The organism is Dysgonomonas reticulitermitis (genome assembly GCF_054601275.1).
On sequence record NZ_BAAHWU010000005.1, the window covers coordinates 19,032 to 35,717 of the forward strand.

10 protein-coding genes are annotated in these 16,686 nt (G+C 39.3%); 5 read left to right on the top strand and 5 right to left on the bottom strand.

The genetic code is table 11. The features are described from left to right. Window positions 1-11: 11 nt before the first annotated feature. From ACYPZI_RS03975 to ACYPZI_RS03985, 3 genes are all read right to left on the bottom strand, one after another. Window positions 12-1,379 carry a peptidylprolyl isomerase gene (locus ACYPZI_RS03975; protein ID WP_459598834.1) on the bottom strand — a complete coding sequence of 456 codons (1,368 nt, stop codon included), beginning with the start codon at window positions 1,377-1,379 and terminating at the stop codon, window positions 12-14. A gap of 65 nt (window positions 1,380-1,444) precedes the next feature. Further along, window positions 1,445-2,311, bottom strand: coding sequence for a peptidyl-prolyl cis-trans isomerase (locus ACYPZI_RS03980; protein ID WP_459598836.1), 867 nt, complete (start codon window positions 2,309-2,311; stop codon window positions 1,445-1,447). Then, window positions 2,295-4,337 (bottom strand): peptidylprolyl isomerase, encoded by a 2,043-nt coding sequence (locus ACYPZI_RS03985; protein WP_459598838.1) that lies wholly within the window; start codon window positions 4,335-4,337, stop codon window positions 2,295-2,297. Before ACYPZI_RS03985 ends, ACYPZI_RS03980 begins: the two co-directional genes overlap by 17 nt. A gap of 193 nt (window positions 4,338-4,530) precedes the next feature. Between ACYPZI_RS03985 and ACYPZI_RS03990 the strand changes: the two genes are divergently transcribed. After that, window positions 4,531-5,193 carry a phosphatidylserine decarboxylase family protein gene (locus ACYPZI_RS03990; protein ID WP_459598840.1) on the top strand — a complete coding sequence of 221 codons (663 nt, stop codon included), beginning with the start codon at window positions 4,531-4,533 and terminating at the stop codon, window positions 5,191-5,193. Next, entirely contained in the window at window positions 5,193-5,924 is a 732-nt protein-coding gene (locus ACYPZI_RS03995; RefSeq protein WP_459598842.1) for a CDP-alcohol phosphatidyltransferase family protein, read from the top strand. The genes ACYPZI_RS03990 and ACYPZI_RS03995 overlap by 1 nt, the downstream gene beginning before the upstream one ends. Window positions 5,925-6,018: 94 nt before the next feature. On the opposite strand, the gene ACYPZI_RS04000 is transcribed toward ACYPZI_RS03995, so the two are convergent. Further along, entirely contained in the window at window positions 6,019-7,926 is a 1,908-nt protein-coding gene (locus ACYPZI_RS04000) for an amidophosphoribosyltransferase (protein WP_459598844.1), read from the bottom strand. Between the two features lie 553 nt (window positions 7,927-8,479). On the opposite strand from ACYPZI_RS04000, the gene ACYPZI_RS04005 reads away from it, so the two are divergent. Further along, window positions 8,480-9,049, top strand: coding sequence for a hypothetical protein (locus ACYPZI_RS04005; RefSeq protein WP_459598846.1), 570 nt, complete (start codon window positions 8,480-8,482; stop codon window positions 9,047-9,049). Between the two features lie 596 nt (window positions 9,050-9,645). Here ACYPZI_RS04005 and ACYPZI_RS04010 read toward each other — a convergent pair. Beyond that, the gene (locus ACYPZI_RS04010; RefSeq protein ID WP_459598848.1) at window positions 9,646-12,495 is read right to left on the bottom strand and encodes a glycoside hydrolase family 2 protein; all 2,850 of its coding nucleotides are present in this window, start codon (window positions 12,493-12,495) and stop codon (window positions 9,646-9,648) included. Between the two features lie 257 nt (window positions 12,496-12,752). On the opposite strand from ACYPZI_RS04010, the gene ACYPZI_RS04015 reads away from it, so the two are divergent. Both ACYPZI_RS04015 and yidC read left to right on the top strand, forming a co-directional pair. Then, on the top strand, window positions 12,753-14,363 hold the full coding sequence (locus ACYPZI_RS04015) for a CTP synthase (protein WP_459598850.1): 1,611 nt from the start codon (window positions 12,753-12,755) through the stop codon (window positions 14,361-14,363). Window positions 14,364-14,394: 31 nt separating this feature from the next. Further along, window positions 14,395-16,314, top strand: coding sequence for a membrane protein insertase YidC (yidC, locus tag ACYPZI_RS04020; protein ID WP_459598852.1), 1,920 nt, complete (start codon window positions 14,395-14,397; stop codon window positions 16,312-16,314). The last annotated feature ends 372 nt before the right edge of the window (window positions 16,315-16,686 follow it).

The following is a 16,686-nucleotide window of genomic DNA, read 5'->3' on the forward strand; positions in this document are numbered from 1 at the left end:
TATTACGTTTCTTATTTAATCCATCCGGAATATTGGAAGTCGCAATTTTGCCAATCTTTATCTATTCTTACATAAGTATCTTTTATTTTAGCTTGCAACCATTTTTTCAATATTTCCTCTTGTTTTCTATCCTCGACAATTTCCTTTAAAATCTGGAAGTCGTCGGATACATTAGCAACATGCCCCTCCACTCTACTTCTGAGTTTAACTATCGCGACAACTTCTTTCCCATTTTTCTGTAGTATCATCTTGAATGGCGCTGAAACATCACCGACTTTCATCGTTGCAACAGCTTTACTCACTTCCGGCGGAAGTTCTTCCATTATGAAACGCGGGGTACCATGATTTGAACTCTCTCTTCCTTCATTTACCATCAACCCATTGTTGCTGCGGGTATCTTTATCATGGGAGATAGCTGTAGCATCCTCAAATGTAAATTTTTGTGCCCGTATATCCTTAGCCAATGAATCCATCCGTGTAATTGATCTATCAAATGCTTCACCCGGAACTTTCGGTTTGAGCAGGATATGTCTTACATTTACCTGATCTCCTCTACGCTCGATAAGTTGAAGTATATGGAACCCATATTCTGTTTCCACTATATTGGAAACCTTTTTGGGGTCGTTTAGCGAGAATGCCATACCGGCAAACTCAGGAACCCATTGGGCGCGGCCATTAAAACCAAGTTCACCCCCATTCGCCGAACTTCCATCTTCCGAGTACATAATAGCTAAAGTAGAAAAGCTTTGTTCTCCGCTATTTATTCTGTTTGTAAAATCTCTCAGGCGTTCTTTTACTTTATCAACTTCAGTAACCGGCACAACAGGTTCATTTGTTATTATCTGAACCTCCACTGTTGTTTGGATGAATGGAAGGCTGTCTTTTGGTAATTGAGCATAATATTTCCGTACCTCCGACGGAGTAAGGGACATTTTAGCTGTCAGTTTTTTCTTTACTTCATCTGTCAGATATTGGTTCTGGATTTGCTCACGTATACGTTCCCTGATTTGCGATAGAGGCATTCGCCAATATTCCTCCAATTTTTCTTTCGAGCCGACAGCATTTATATAATACTTCTCACGATAATCAGCCTCTCGTGTAATTGTAGAAGATTGTATCGTTATACTGTCCGCTTTTGCCTGATCGAGGAAAAGCTTCTGGACTGCTAACTGTTCAGGAATGAAACAATAAGGATCGCCTTTCAGCTGTTCTCCCCGACTTATCAGATCTCTACGCATGTCTTCTACATCTGACTTCAGGATGGCTTCATCACCCACCACCCATATTATTTCATCAATAACATTGTTTTGGGCATAGCTTATAACACTTAAGCACAATAATATTGCTAGTAAAATCTTTTTTTTGGCTCTTTTTATCATTCTTTTGTTTATTAAAAAGTGCGTAAATATAGTAATAATGTTTTTTCTTAACGTAAAAAAATAAGTTATAGTTTATTATCGTAAAACTTAATTTCTCCGTCGGAAACAGCTTTCTTATATAAATCATCCTGAACCTGCTTCATATAATTGGATCGCTGCTGTTCAATATATATTTCTATCAGATGATTTTTTATATAGTCGAACGGAGCCTCACTCCCGGTAAGTTTATATTCTTTGATATTCAACAAATAAACAAAAGAGGAATCCCTTACTTCTATATTTTTATTGGCTTTGAGGAATTGTTCTTCATCATCTATCGGCAAAGGTATATTTTCCGACACAGAATTGAAGCTAACCCAGTCATTATAAAAATACTCGTAGCCGACAGCATTTTGCAACCTATTTTTCTCTATATTTTCCACCGCGGCATCATTCGCCTGCTTGTACCATTTCTGAAAATTAGCCAGTTCTTTAGAATCGACAGGTACTTTCAAGAAAAGACCTTTAATGATATTCTCCTTTAATTTTATTTTGTCTTTATTCTTCTCATAATATGCCTCCAACTCTTTATCTTTCACCGCTTTGGAAAAATGTTCCCTGATCAACTGCTCTTGGAATGAATTTGTTATCAAAGACTTCCGGTAATCCTCTACCAACCGGTCTATTTCTTCTTTATTGATTATATTTTGACTTGCCTTATCATACATCAGCCTATTGTTTATCCATATTTTGATATACGATTGTGCAACTTCCGTGCTGTCTTCCGTCGATAAGTTTTGCGGCACTGCATCATCGAGTTCAGCCCTATATAAGGTTTCATTATTCACCGTTACAACAGGAATTTTAGATTTATCCACATCTGGACTTTCCTTTTTGCACGAAACAAAAGAGATGAAAATAAGAATAAGCCCTGTATTAATTATCTTTTTCATTGTATTGTATTGTATCCAAAACAGTTTTTTCGATTTCCACTTTATATTTGCTTTCCAGATATGTATCCCATTCTTTCTCCAGAAAGTCCTGATAGTCTATCTCCACTGCATTTTGCACATCTGTATAGTCCTGAGGGGTATCGATATAATTACCCATAACGAAAAAGAATGGAAAATCTCTACGGGGAGCGGGTGCAACCCCGCCAAATATTTTATTGTCTACAAATTTATTATTTCCTTTAGTCCATGATCCCGGTTCCATTTGTAAAACTACCCCATTTTTATTGAATGAAGTTTTTACCTGCCGGATAAAAGAATTTACATCCTTTTCTTTTGCTGCAAGGGTTTCAGCATCAACCCGTGATTTTTCGTCTTTGGCAAATACAATCAATCCTTTATACTTTCTCCCGTCAAGCTTATATTTCGATTTGTTCTTATTAAAATAATCGGTCAACCCTTTTTCGTCTGTTTTTGAGCGCTCCCAAATATTTTTGTTTTTAACTGCAAATAAAAGTAACCCATCCGAGAAACCCCTCATCTGTCTGTCGAATTCGGGATAACGCTCTTCCAATGTGGAATAATAATAGTCTGATAGCTTCCGCGAGGAATAACTATCGAAGTATTCTTTCAGTTGATCGGTAGACAGATTATGTTTCGCTACATCGATAAACTGCATAATGTCGGGCTCATCTCCGTTTTTTTTACTCAGTTGACTATTTCTAAAACGGATATATTCCACAAAATCATTTACGGTGTAATTTATCTCATTGTTAATAGAAAAAAGGACATCCTTTCCATTCTTTATTCTTCCTGTAAATACAGGATCTTGAGGGGATATCGTATTTGCAATTTCATTCAATTTCCCGTATGCCTTTTCATTAATATCTATTCTAATATTAGCCTCTGTCATATTTCGTTTGGCCGTACTTATGTTAGCGGCTTTGTCACTGTGAAGGATTTTATTTCTCAGGCTGCTTCTTATTTTCCCAAATTCAGGTACGGGAATTTTATTCAACAGCCGTATAATATGGTATCCATAATCCGTCAACACAGGTTGGCTTATATCCCCCGCTTTTTCAAGATTGAAGGCGGCTGATAAAAAGGAGGGCGGCATCGTAGACTCTAAACTTACGACACCAAGATAGCATCCCTTGTCGCCCGTTTGCATCACTTGGGCAAATTCCTGACACAGGGAATTGTAATCGGCTTGGGATCGTATGTTGTTATATTCCCGCCACGCCACTATCCCTACACTATCTATCTGGTGCTGAGGAGGGGGAAGATGACTAAATCCGAAAACCACCTGTTCTAATTCAACAGAACCCACAGCAGGACGCCTGTTTAATACCTGTATGATATGATACCCCTGAGAACTTCTTATTGGCCGGCTAATTTCACCTGTGGACAAGCCATATATCGCATCCTCTACTTTGGATGGAAACATAAAAGGAGCAACCCAGCCGACATAACCGTTTCTTTTACTGTAGTTAGCAATCAGACCGGTAACAGGGGTATTCTTATTATTATATTCTTCTCCTACAAATCCGTCTTTCATTAATTTTTCGCGTAAACCTACTGCCTGCTTATATAAGTCAACAGTATCGGCAGGAAATATAATTTCTTTATCGAAAGGAAGCAGAACATGATTTATCTCTACATTTTCAAGCGTACGATCATATATTTTCCGAATATATTCATTTTCATACTCCGTGTCCTCCATATATTTATATGACAGTTGTACCCTTGCTGACGAAAGGTCTCTTTTGTAATTGCCCACCGTGTCCAGATGTTGAGCTTTAGCCTCTTCTACATTCAGCTTCATATTGATGTACGACCGGAGGAAATCATCGGGAGACTCCTTGTCCTGAAGATCTTTTAATTCATTCGCTTTCTTGTAAGCGTATTCCAGCTCTGAACGCAGAACCGGTTTTCCGTTAATATTCAAGGCAACAGGATCTTGCTGCTGTGCAAATGAGCAAAGCGGTGTAAGGGCTGTAATAAAACAGATCAAAAGTATTTTATTCATAAAATGGAATAATAACTATACAAACGACAAAGATACAAGAATATAGACTTGTAGTGTTTTAAAATATTCTAAAATAAATAATTCCCTTTACAGATACTTGATTAAATAAATTTTCAGATGCCAAATTTGTATATATCACTAAATAAAGATACTTTTGCACGATACTAATTAGCTTATTTTATAATCATAAATAATGAAAGTTCATCACGAAGGTCGCGGTGTTTTAACGATATACTTTATTATACTTGTATTATTAAACGGTATATTATGGCATTTCTCCCGCCACACTCTTTTATCTTATATTGCAGGCGGAGCTTCCTTCGTACTATTTGGTATCGTACTTAATTTCTACAGAAGCCCATACCGGCAATTCAAAGGGAATACCGATGGAATAGTCGTGGCTTCTGCCGATGGCAAAGTCGTGGCCATAGAAGAAGTTTATGAAGGGGAGCATTTCAAAGATAAACGCATTATTGTCTCCATATTCATGTCTCCATTCAATGTGCATGCCAACTGGTATCCTATCAATGGAAAAGTACTGTTGACCAAGCACCACGAGGGTCGTTTTATGGCGGCATATTTACCGAAATCGAGCACGGAGAACGAGCGCTCAACAGTTGTGATGGAAACAGAAGACGCGCGTCATCAGATCCTGCTGCGCCAAATAGCGGGAGCAATGGCCCGCCGTATCGTTACATACGCCGAAGTTGGTGAAACAGCTCATATAGATGAGCATCTGGGTTTTATAAAACTAGGCTCACGTGTTGACGTATATCTTCCGCTAGGGACTGAGATATTGGTTGAAATGGGACAAAAAGTAACAGGGAACCAAACCATTATTGCTAAATTTGCATAATGAATATTAGAAAATCCATACCAAACATATTTACCTCTCTCAATCTGTTTTCCGGGTGCGTAGCATCTGTTATGGCATTTCAGGGAGAATATAAGCTGGTTGTAATCTGGGTAATAATAGCGGCGTTCTTTGACTTTTCAGATGGTTTTGCGGCAAGATTCCTGAAAGCATATTCGCCTATGGGTAAAGAACTTGACTCATTAGCTGATTGTATAAGCTTTGGATTCGCGCCTGGTGCCGCTGTATATTATTTCCTTGCAGAGAATGTATTTAAAATATCCTATAATCCGGTAGTGGTAGAGTATCTGCCATATGTAGCTTTTCTTCTGGCTATATTTTCGGGCCTCCGGTTAGCCAAATTCAATGTAGACGAACGCCAATCCGAATCTTTTATTGGCCTTAATACTCCGGCCAATGCTCTGTTTTGGGTGAGTTTCTGCTATGGCCTTACGTATACGGCGCCGGTAATAACCCCTGCCCTGATGTACACTTTCCTTGTTGGGATTTTAGTTTTTTCTCTTCTTATGGTATCTGAGATACCGATGTTCTCATTGAAAGTAAAAAGTATCAAATTGAAGGGAAACGAATACCGTTATTTTCTTATTGCTTTTATAATCGGAATGGTTGTTTACGTGGGTATAATAGGAATATCCGCCGGGATTCTATTATATATTGCCCTGTCTATTATACAACAATCAGGGACGAAACAGCAAGACACTACAGCCGAATAATAAACTGTGTCCTACCTCTCATATATACCATAAAGATAAAAAATAGCATTGTAATACACAAACATTTATAGCATAAAAAAAGCGCTTTATTTCGTTATATTTCAACGATGTATGATCGTTTATCTACTCCTTCTATATAATTGAGGAATGCCCTGTTCACCATCCTGTTTCCTCCCGGAGTCGGATAATCGCCCGAGAAGTACCAGTCTCCTTTGTGATTAGGAGTAGCCTTATGTAAGTTTTCTATGCTTTGGAATACGATTTCTATTTCTGCCTGCGTTCCTTTCGGTGTTAACATTTCCGCCATTTTCGCAGAGATTTCTTCATCTGAGAACGGGGCGTATATTTCCTTTACATAGTTTACAATCTCCCTTATAGGCTTATCTTTCTGAGCTAAAGATTTACGGTAAACCTCATCAATAACAGATTGCATCCCTCTTTCTTCCAGAAGTTCGATTGCTGCTCGGAACGCAGCAAATTCACTCATTCGTGACATGTCTATTCCATAACAATCGGGATACCTGATTTGAGGAGAAGATGAAACTATAACTATTTTCTTCGGATGTATGCGGTCTAGTATCTTTATAATGCTCTGCTTAAGAGTCGTTCCCCGGACAATACTGTCGTCAATCACTACCAGGTTATCTTTATAAGGGCGAATAGAATCGTATGTAACGTCGTAAACGTGTGCCGCCAAATCGTCGCGGCTATTGTCCTGAGCGATAAAGGTTCGCAGTTTGATATCCTTAATCACCACTTTCTCGGTACGTACACGCATCGATAAGATTCTTTCCAGATCCTCTTTCGTGATAGAATTTCCTTTTTCCGATATCTTTTTCAACTTAATATCATTCATATGTTCGTTGAAAGATTCTGTCATTCCAAAAAACGCGACCTCAGCCGTATTTGGAATAAAAGAGAATACTGTATTTTGAATATCCGAGTTTATTGCCTTTTGTATCTGCGGAAGTAATAATTTCCCCAACATTTTTCGTTCGTTATATATATCGGCATCCGAACCACGGGAGAAATAAATACGTTCAAAAGAACATGGCGATACATTCTTTGGCTCCTGTATTTGTGAGAATACTACAGCCCCATCCTTTTTTACAATAATAGCTTGTCCGGGACTAAGTTCTTTTATATCTGAAACATCCAGATTCAGGGCTGTTTGTATAACCGGACGCTCTGAGGCAACAACAACAATCTCATCATCATGATAATAGAAAGCCGGACGTATACCCCATGGGTCTCTGTATACAAACCCGTCGCCGCAACCGATTAATCCGCCAATGGTAAAACCTCCATCCCATTTTTCGCTGGCTTTGTTGAGCATAAAATGTATGTCCAGATTTTTCTCAATAAGATCATTTAGCTCCTCGCCTTTTACTTTCTTATCTTTTCCGAACTTGTCGAACTGATACTGCACTTCCCTGTCCAGATAATGCCCGAGAGATTCCAATAATACAAATGTGTCGGCATGGTCGCGCGGGTGTTGTCCTTGATCCAACAATTCGTTGAAAAGCTCATTAACATTGGTCATGTTGAAATTTCCGGCTAAAGCCAGATTTCTTGTTCTCCAATTATTTCTTCTCAAAAAAGGGTGTACATATGATATTCCGCTTTTGCCTGTAGTACTATAACGCAAATGTCCCAAAAATAACTCTCCCGCAAATGGTAAATGTTGACTAGCATATGCTGGGTCGTTCAACTTTTCTGCCGGAACTTTTTCGTAATTGTTATAAACATTCGAAAAAATTTCGGAGATAGCACCCGATCCCGTAGCTCTTTCTCTGAATATAAATTCACTTCCGGGAGGAGATTCTAATTTTACAACAGCTAAGCCCGCACCTTCTTGTCCGCGGTTGTGTTGTTTTTCCATCAGCAGGTATAGTTTGTTCAATCCGTACTGCCACGTACCATACTTATTTTGGTAATATTCAAGCGGCTTAAGCAGGCGTATCATAACGATACCGCATTCGTGCTTTAAAGGCTCAGTCATAAGAAAAATCTCCTTTGTTTTTTAGAGCTACAAAGATAAAACGATTTTTTCTCGCAGCCTAATTTTATATAGATGAACTCATCTTGACTTTTCACCACGGAGTCACACAGAGTTTCACGGAGTATATAATTAACATAAAATGAATATTCTTTTTTCAAAAGATACTTGTTTTCGACTCTGTGGTGAAATCAAAAAGTCGAGACGACTTCAATATGAGAAATCGCGTAAATATCAAGAAAAAGAATTAATAATCTATATTTTACAGAACATCAAATATTTTTGAATAAAAATTTTAAAAATCATTATAAAAATACAAAATCGTTTATTATATTTGTCAAATAAACAAATAACACAATACTATGATTAATCTTGAGTTGAAATTTTGCTTTTCTCTTCTAGTTAGGTATACAGTAATCAGTTAATTATATTTTATTATTAGATAGGGTTGATACAGTCTTATTATAGAATTACATATAAATAGTAAGTTTTTATATAGATATTATATTTTATAAACTAAATGTCCTAATTAGGAGTGGACGTAAAACGCATTAAAATGAAAAAAGGTTTATTATTACTTGTAATCACAATGTTCATGTCGTTTCTTTCAGTCAATGCTCAGGAAGCAGGAAAATTCAGAGGCGGATTAGACCTAGGTTATGCCATACCGAAAGGTGGCGGTGGCATAGGCGCGGCTTTGGAGCTTAAATACAACTTGAAAGACAACATGAACGTAGGTCTCCGCATCGAGGATGCATTCATGGCTAAAGAAGTAAGCAACGAGGAAGGAAGCGTTTCAGGAAACGAAGCCTATTTAGCTACTTTCGACTACTATTTCAACAAAGGAACATCCAATTTTGCTCCGTTTGTTGGTGCCGGTGCAGGATATTACAGCCTGGCGACAATCAAGGTTGGCAACAGCGAGCTGGGTGCTGATGCATCAGGAAAATTCGGAGGATTGCTTCGTGCCGGATTCGAATACAGTCGTTTCAGGCTGGCGGCAAGCTACAATCTGGTTCCTTCTTCAAAAATTGATATGGGACAGCTTGGAAAAATTTCTTCTACAAACGGTTACTTTTTAGTAACAGTAGGATTCTATCTTGGTGGCGGTAGCTGGAAAAAATAAAATTCAGCGATAGAAATAACGGTGTGTTAAAAGTCTGTCATTGTGGGTTTTTAACACATTGTTTTTTTATCAGGCTTCCGTATTCACGGCAAAAACGACAATCCCTTCAACAAACAACTATTTTTCAGATAGATACATTATCCCAAGTGTACGAAACCGGACAAACTTTACGAAATCGTATCAATCGAACAAGGGAAGTTCTAAAAAATCTCCTTTGTTTTTTAGAACTACAAAGATAAAAACGATTTTTTCTCGCAGCCTAAGGATATACTTATTTTAAACGTTGGATTTCTTTGTTAAAGCAAAAAGAAGGCGCTCGGCCAGGAGTGGTCGGAAGATTTCAATATATCATATATCATTGTTTATCAATTCAATCGTTTATAATCAGGTCGGTAAATATATTTTATGACACTGAGATACACTGAGCAGACACTGAGAAACACTGAGTTTTTTTAGTCTCAGTGAACCTCAGTGTCTGCTCAGTGGTACTCAGTGTAACTGTTTTTTTCTGATAAAATAAGTTGTAATTAACTGATAATTAATACTATAAAATCTTCCGACCACTCCTGCCTGACAGGCTGCCTCTTTTAATTTCTTCAATTTCTGTTTACATTATAGCCTGTAGCCACGACTTTGAGATTATTTGTCAACTGTTGGGGGATTTCCAGTTCTATGATTCTTTTCTCTCCTGCCAACAGATTAAAATATCCATCTGAGAAATAAGCCGGAAGCAATACTTCCCCTGTTTTGTCGTCCACCAGGTTGAGTTTTATCCCTGCGATCAGGTTGTGTGCAGGATTGGATACTTCTACCAATATTCTTCCTTTCTCATTTTTTGTCTTGATATTGATGATCGAAGAAGGCAGCGCGTTCATTTCCTTGTAAGATTCATCGTTTCCGTCAGTCACCCAGTAATCATTGACAGAAAGGAGTTTCCCCTTCGCGTCTTTCAGTTCCAGGCGCGCGAGATACAGTTTCGGCAAGTTATCGGCTTTCTCCGGCGTAAAGCACTTTGTCCCTGAATTTGCTTTTGCATCCAGTTTCACATCCTTTTTATACAGGGCTTTTCCCTTTAAATCAAAATAGCTGATCCCGGCTGTTACCGATTTATAATCTTTGAGTGTGGTGTTGATGATCATGATCTCGTTATCAGGCAAGTTCATCTGAATGTGAACAGGCTCGCATGCCTTCTTCGCCCCGAAGTATGAACCCGGAGTCTCGTAGTCGTAAGTGTATGTCTGCCAAATCATACTGGGCCATGCCGGATGAGTCATCCAAAGGATAAGCCCGGTGGTATTGTTCCATATCCTGCTGTTCCATGCTTCGAGCATATTGCGCCATGAGTCGTAAGTTATAAACTGCGATTTACGGGAAAAGTCTTCCATACTGTCCGGCTTGCCATAGCGATCGACCGCAGCCATAAAGTCGTTGAAATTCTGGGACGTGTGATGCATATCGTGATAAGCCCATACGTCGTTGATAGGCCATTGATCTTCAGGAGCAATGAATTTACGGATAGTATTGGCCGTAGGGACGGCAAAGCTTCCCATTTCGGTATTAAAACCTTTTGCATTCCGCGTATAGTATAATGACGGGTCTTTGAAATAACCCCAAGGGCCGCTTGTACCCATATTCAGAAAGCGCGATTGTCCGTGATAATGACGGGTCGGGTCTTCTTGTGCCATCATGGCAGTAAGCTTTTCGCTCAATCCTTCCGGTGCAAAACCCTCGTTACGCGGATTCCATACCGCGATAGACGGATGATTGCGGAAGCGACGGACAACGTCTGTGGCGTTTTTCACAAACAGTCCGAAATCACTTGGCTCGACAGTATCATCGGTCGTAATCCAGAAATCGTTCCAAACAAGCATGCCGTATTCATCGCACAGGGCATAAAAATCCTCTTCAGTCGATTCTCCGGTCCAATTGCGGATAATATTAAAGTTCGCATCTTTGTGCAATCTTATATAAGGCTCCAGCCTTTCACGTGAAACACGCTTCATTCCATCATCCATTCCCCAGTTACCACCCCGGCAGAAGATACGGACACCATTCACACGGATGGCAAAGAACGGGCCTATGGGGTCATCGTCCGGTAAAACCTGGAGACCTGAGATGTCGGCACCTTTGGCAATAGTCGCCAATTGATTATCCTTAGTGAAAAACACACGGTTTTCATAGTCGAAAACAGGCCGCCCTTTATTTACAGTACTGTTCGGAGTGTAAGCTACCCTTCTATTTTTATTGCCGTCGTTCACCATCAGTTCGTATGACATCTCTCTTATTCCGAATTTCAATTTTCTGATGTCAGATGTTTTGTCATTTTCAAAAGCAGTCAACTCCAGATCGTATAGTTCGGGGCTACCATAACCATTCGGCCACCACAAACGCGGGTTTTTCATTTCCAATTCTTTGAACTGCTCCGGAGAGAAAGTCAATTGCTTTTCTTCTTTGGGAGAGAGCGTATATGGCAATGATATATTTATGCCTTCTATTTTTGCGGATAATGTCCCCTTCACTGTTTTAGATGAAATATTACGTACATTAGTCTGTATGGTGATATTCGCACGAGTAGTATCCGGTAACATCACATCAGTTGTTACCAACGGATCTCCTATCAAGACCGGGCCATTTGCTCTTAGTCTCACATCCTGCCATATACCCATGTTCCGGTCACGTATTCCCGGAATCCAGTCCCACCCGATCGATGAAATAAAAGTCGGGCCGTCTGTACTTAGTACGCCGCCATTAAATCCTTGTCCGGCAATTATGGATTGTTCGTGCGGAATACCCGGATTATTCGGAGGGAATATATGGACTGCCAGTATATTCCCGCTATTCTTTTTAGCAATATCTGTTATGTCAAACTCGCCACGGATGAAGGCGCCCTTCATACTTCCCAACCTTTTCCCGTTCAGATAAATGTCGGCACGGTAGTTGATCCCGTTAAATAACAATTGTAATTGCTTTCCTGAAATATTTTCGGGTAAGCTGAATTGGCATCTGTACCACCAGTCTGTCCGGCTCAGAGAATCCGGAATCGCCAGGTTATTCAGCCCGAAGTACGGATCGGGGTATACTCCCTGATTAACCAGCGTTGTAAGAACTGTTCCCGGTACCGTCGCATTGTACCAGCTACCGGTATTCAGTTGCGGGTCGAAAATTGATTTTCCCGATTCTATCACAGTTGCTCCATCTGTCATTTCCCATCCCTGTGAGACAATCCATTCGCCTGCCTGAGTCGGGGTCAGGCTTGTAGGAATATTCTTTTTTGATACGCGTTGTGCGGTTTGGAAAGGTGCGTTGCCTTTCGGTATTTCCGTCTGTGGTTGAGGTTGTCGCAAGCCTGTCCACAAATGGCTCATTTTCTGAGCTTGCGTACCGGTTGATAGTAAAATTAAAAAGAGTAAATTGATTAAGGTTCTTACGTATCCTTTATTTCTCATGAATATAACAATTTAGATTATTTGAAAACAAAGGTAATATTTATCATGGTTCACACCTAGATGAAAAGGATGAAAAAAAAGCTTATATCTTAAACGTAATCGAGCCACCGGCCGGTATTATCTGATAAATAGCAATTTGAATTAATTATTTTCATTCGAGGTAGTTAGCTATTCTTTTTTTGCACACTGTGTATCAAAATATTTTTTGTACTTTTGTTCTTTCTTTTTAGAGTCAAAAAATATAAAATAAAATAGTCGTGGCTAATACGAAGTATATTTTTGTTACAGGAGGAGTTATTTCCTCCCTGGGGAAAGGTATTATAGCATCCTCGTTGGGAAAGCTGTTGCAGGCAAGAGGTTATAAAGTGACAATACAAAAACTGGACCCTTATATAAATGTCGATCCCGGCACGCTGAATCCTTACGAACATGGCGAATGCTATGTTACAGAAGATGGGCATGAGGCCGATCTGGATCTGGGGCATTACGAGCGTTTCCTTAACCAGCCGACGCATAAAGATAATAATATTACTACAGGCAGGATTTATCAGAACGTGATAAATAAAGAGCGTAAAGGCGATTATCTGGGTAAAACGGTACAGATTGTTCCCCATATTACGGATGAAATAAAGCGCAATATCAAAAAATTAGGATCTAAGTACGACTATGATTTCGTTATTACTGAAATTGGAGGAACTGTAGGCGATATAGAATCTCTCCCTTTTATTGAAAGTGTGCGTCAGTTGCGTTGGGAATTGGGTAGAAACTGTTTGTGTGTGCACCTTACTTATGTGCCGTATATAGCAGCAGCTAAGGAAGTTAAAACCAAACCCACCCAGCATTCTGTAAAACAGTTACAATCGGAAGGTATACAACCCGACTTGTTGGTTTTGAGAACCGAGCATCTTCTTAATAAAGAAATTTTACGTAAAGTAGCCTTATTCTGTAATGTTGAAGTAGATGCTGTGGTACAATCTGTAGATGTATCCACTATTTATGAAGTTCCTCTAAAAATGCAGGAACAAAACATGGATGAAATCGTATTACGTAAACTGGGTATGCCTATCGACGAAAAGCCTGTTATGCAACCGTGGCGCGATTTTCTCGATAAGAAAAAACATGCCAAAGAGACTGTTCGTATAGCCTTGGTGGGTAAATATGTAGAGCTTCCCGATGCCTATAAATCTATTAATGAATCCCTGTTACAAGCCGCGACGTATAATGAGCGAAAGCTAGACCTTCAGTTTGTCCTTTCTGACAAATTAACCGATGGGAATGTCGAAAAGACACTATCTCTTATGGATGGCATAGTTATTGCTCCCGGATTTGGGCCAAGAGGGCTCGAAGGTAAAATATGTGCATTGAAATATGCTCGCGAGCATGATGTTCCCACATTCGGCGTCTGTCTGGGTATGCAATGTATGGTAATTGAATTTGCCCGCAACGTATTAGGACTGGAAGAAGCAAATTCGACAGAAATGAATCCTCATACACCATTCAAGGTAATAGACCTGATGGAAGAGCAGAAAAATATCACCAATATGGGAGGCACAATGCGGCTGGGAGCCTATAAATGTGAACTGGAAAAAGGGTCTGTTGTATATAAAGCCTATGGGAAGAAACTGATACAGGAGCGTCACCGTCATCGTTTTGAGTTTAACGGCGACTTCAGAGAGGATTTTGAAAAAAACGGAATGAAATGTACCGGTATAAATCCGGAAATGGGCTTGGTAGAAGTTATTGAGATTCCGGGATTGAAGTGGTATTTGGGAGTACAATTCCATCCGGAATATAATAGCACGGTGGTATCTCCTAATCCTTTGTTCATTAGCTTTGTAAAGGCAGTTATAGACAATAAAAAGAAGTAAAAGAAATTGAATATAATTTATAAAAGACTAAATGGATAAGAATACGATTATCGGGCTTATACTCATTGCGGCCGTACTCATAGGTTTTACTTTACTCAATAAGCCTTCGGCAGAAGATATTGCGAAACAGAAAGAGCAATTCAGAACAGATTCGATAGCTTATGCACAAACCCTCCGGCAAGAGGCAGAGCGTATAGATACCCTCGCAAAAAAAGAAGATAAAGTCACTGATTTTTTCACTGCTCAACAGGCAGACTCTATAAGTTCTTCGTCAGATACTTTACAAGTTTCGCAACAACCCGAACAGCTTGTTACTTTGGAAAACGATAAGGTAAAAATCGTTTTTTCAACAAAAGGCGGGAAAATGGTAAGCGCCCGGCTTAAAGAGTATTTACACTATGACAAAGCAAGTCCCCTGTATCTTTTTGATAATGATGGTGATTTTTCTCTTCAACTGACTAATAAAGAACGAAAATCGTTACAAACAAAAGACCTGACGTTTACTCCGGTAGAGACACAGGATAAGAATTCCCTTATCATGCGTTTTGCTTATAACGATAGTCAATATATAGACTTCGTCTACAAACTGTCAGAAAACGACTATATGCTTAAGTATGACATCAATCTTGTAGGCCTGCAACCAATGTTGGACAGAAATTCTATGGATATGTTTCAGATCCGTTGGTCTCAGAAAATGCGCCGTCAGGAAAAAAGCATAAAGAACGAACAACGTTATTCCCACATCTATTATAAATATGTAGGAGGAGACGTAAAAGAGATGAGCAGTGATAAGAATGACCAGATAGAAATAAAAGAACCATCTAAATGGATCGCATTTAAAAATCAGTTCTTCTCTCCTATATTGATTGCTGATGATAAAATAGAGACTGCTCTTTTAGATTCTAAAATATTAGAGATAAACGATTCAAGTAAATACTTGAAAACCTGTGACGCGACTTTGTATGTCCCTGCCAGGCTGGAAATGAACGGACAGGCTCTAAGCGCCGGTTTTTCGTACTTCCTTGGGCCAATGTCTTATACACTTCTGAAAAACTATGACAGTGAAGTAAAGGATGCTAATCATGAACTCGATCTGGACAAACTGGTTCCGCTGGGATGGACATTATTCCGTTGGATAAATCAAGGCTTGGTGATTCCTGTATTTAATATGCTGAAAGATTCAGGATTATCTATGGGCATTGTTATTCTGCTACTTACTATCATCGTAAAACTGATTATATCGCCATTGACATATAAGTCTTTTATGTCATCTGCCAAAATGCGCGTCTTGCGCCCGCAAGTAGAGGAGCTGAGCGCTAAATATCCTAAACAGGAGCAGGCGATGGAAAAACAACAGGCGACAATGGCTTTATATAATAAAGCCGGAGCCAATCCGATGAGTGGATGCATACCAATGATATTACAAATGCCTATTCTGATCGCCTTGTTTTCTTTCTTCCCGAATGCTATAGAACTTCGCCAGCAAGGTTTTCTTTGGGCAGACGACCTTTCTACTTACGATGCTATTATAACATGGACTAATCATATCCCACTGATAGGTACGCATATCAGCTTGTTCTGTATCCTGATGACCGTGACGAATGTCATTTATACAAAGTTCAATATGGAAATGACCAATACCGGCCAACAACAAATGCCCGGTATGAAATGGATGATGTACCTGATGCCGGTAGTGTTCCTGTTCTTGTTGAACGACTATCCTTCGGGACTTACATATTACTATTTCCTTTCATTGCTGATAACCATTTTGCTAACCATTGGCTTCCGATATATGATTGACGAAGATAAAGTATTGGCTAAATTAGAGGCTAACAAAGCTAAACCTAAAAAGAAATCAGGATTTATGGCTCGTCTCGAAGAAGCCCAACGCATACAGCAACAACAAGCGAAAGATAAAAATAAAGCGAATAGCACGAAACGAAAAAGATAATTCTATAAATATTTAAATAGGCTGTGTCAAAAGGTCTTTTACTCTGCACGAGCGAGGGTAATATGAAGTCAAGAATTAGAAACGGGATAACAGCACACCGTCCCCAGGGTAAAGAGTCTGCAGACAAGGTGCAGATGCCGAAGGTTCTGTACGGAGTATTAACAACAACATTATAACAAGACAATGGCAAAATATAAATTTACTCAATCACAGTTTGACAAAATTAGCTTGTTGCTTAAAAGACGAGCAAATGAAAGTAGTGGCGAAAAAGAAAGATACGAGCTGAAATCAGGAGATCAGGTTTTATGATTTCTGACTATTTTAACCGGTTTAGCGACATTGACTTCAAAAAACTTTTGAACAAAGGCGACA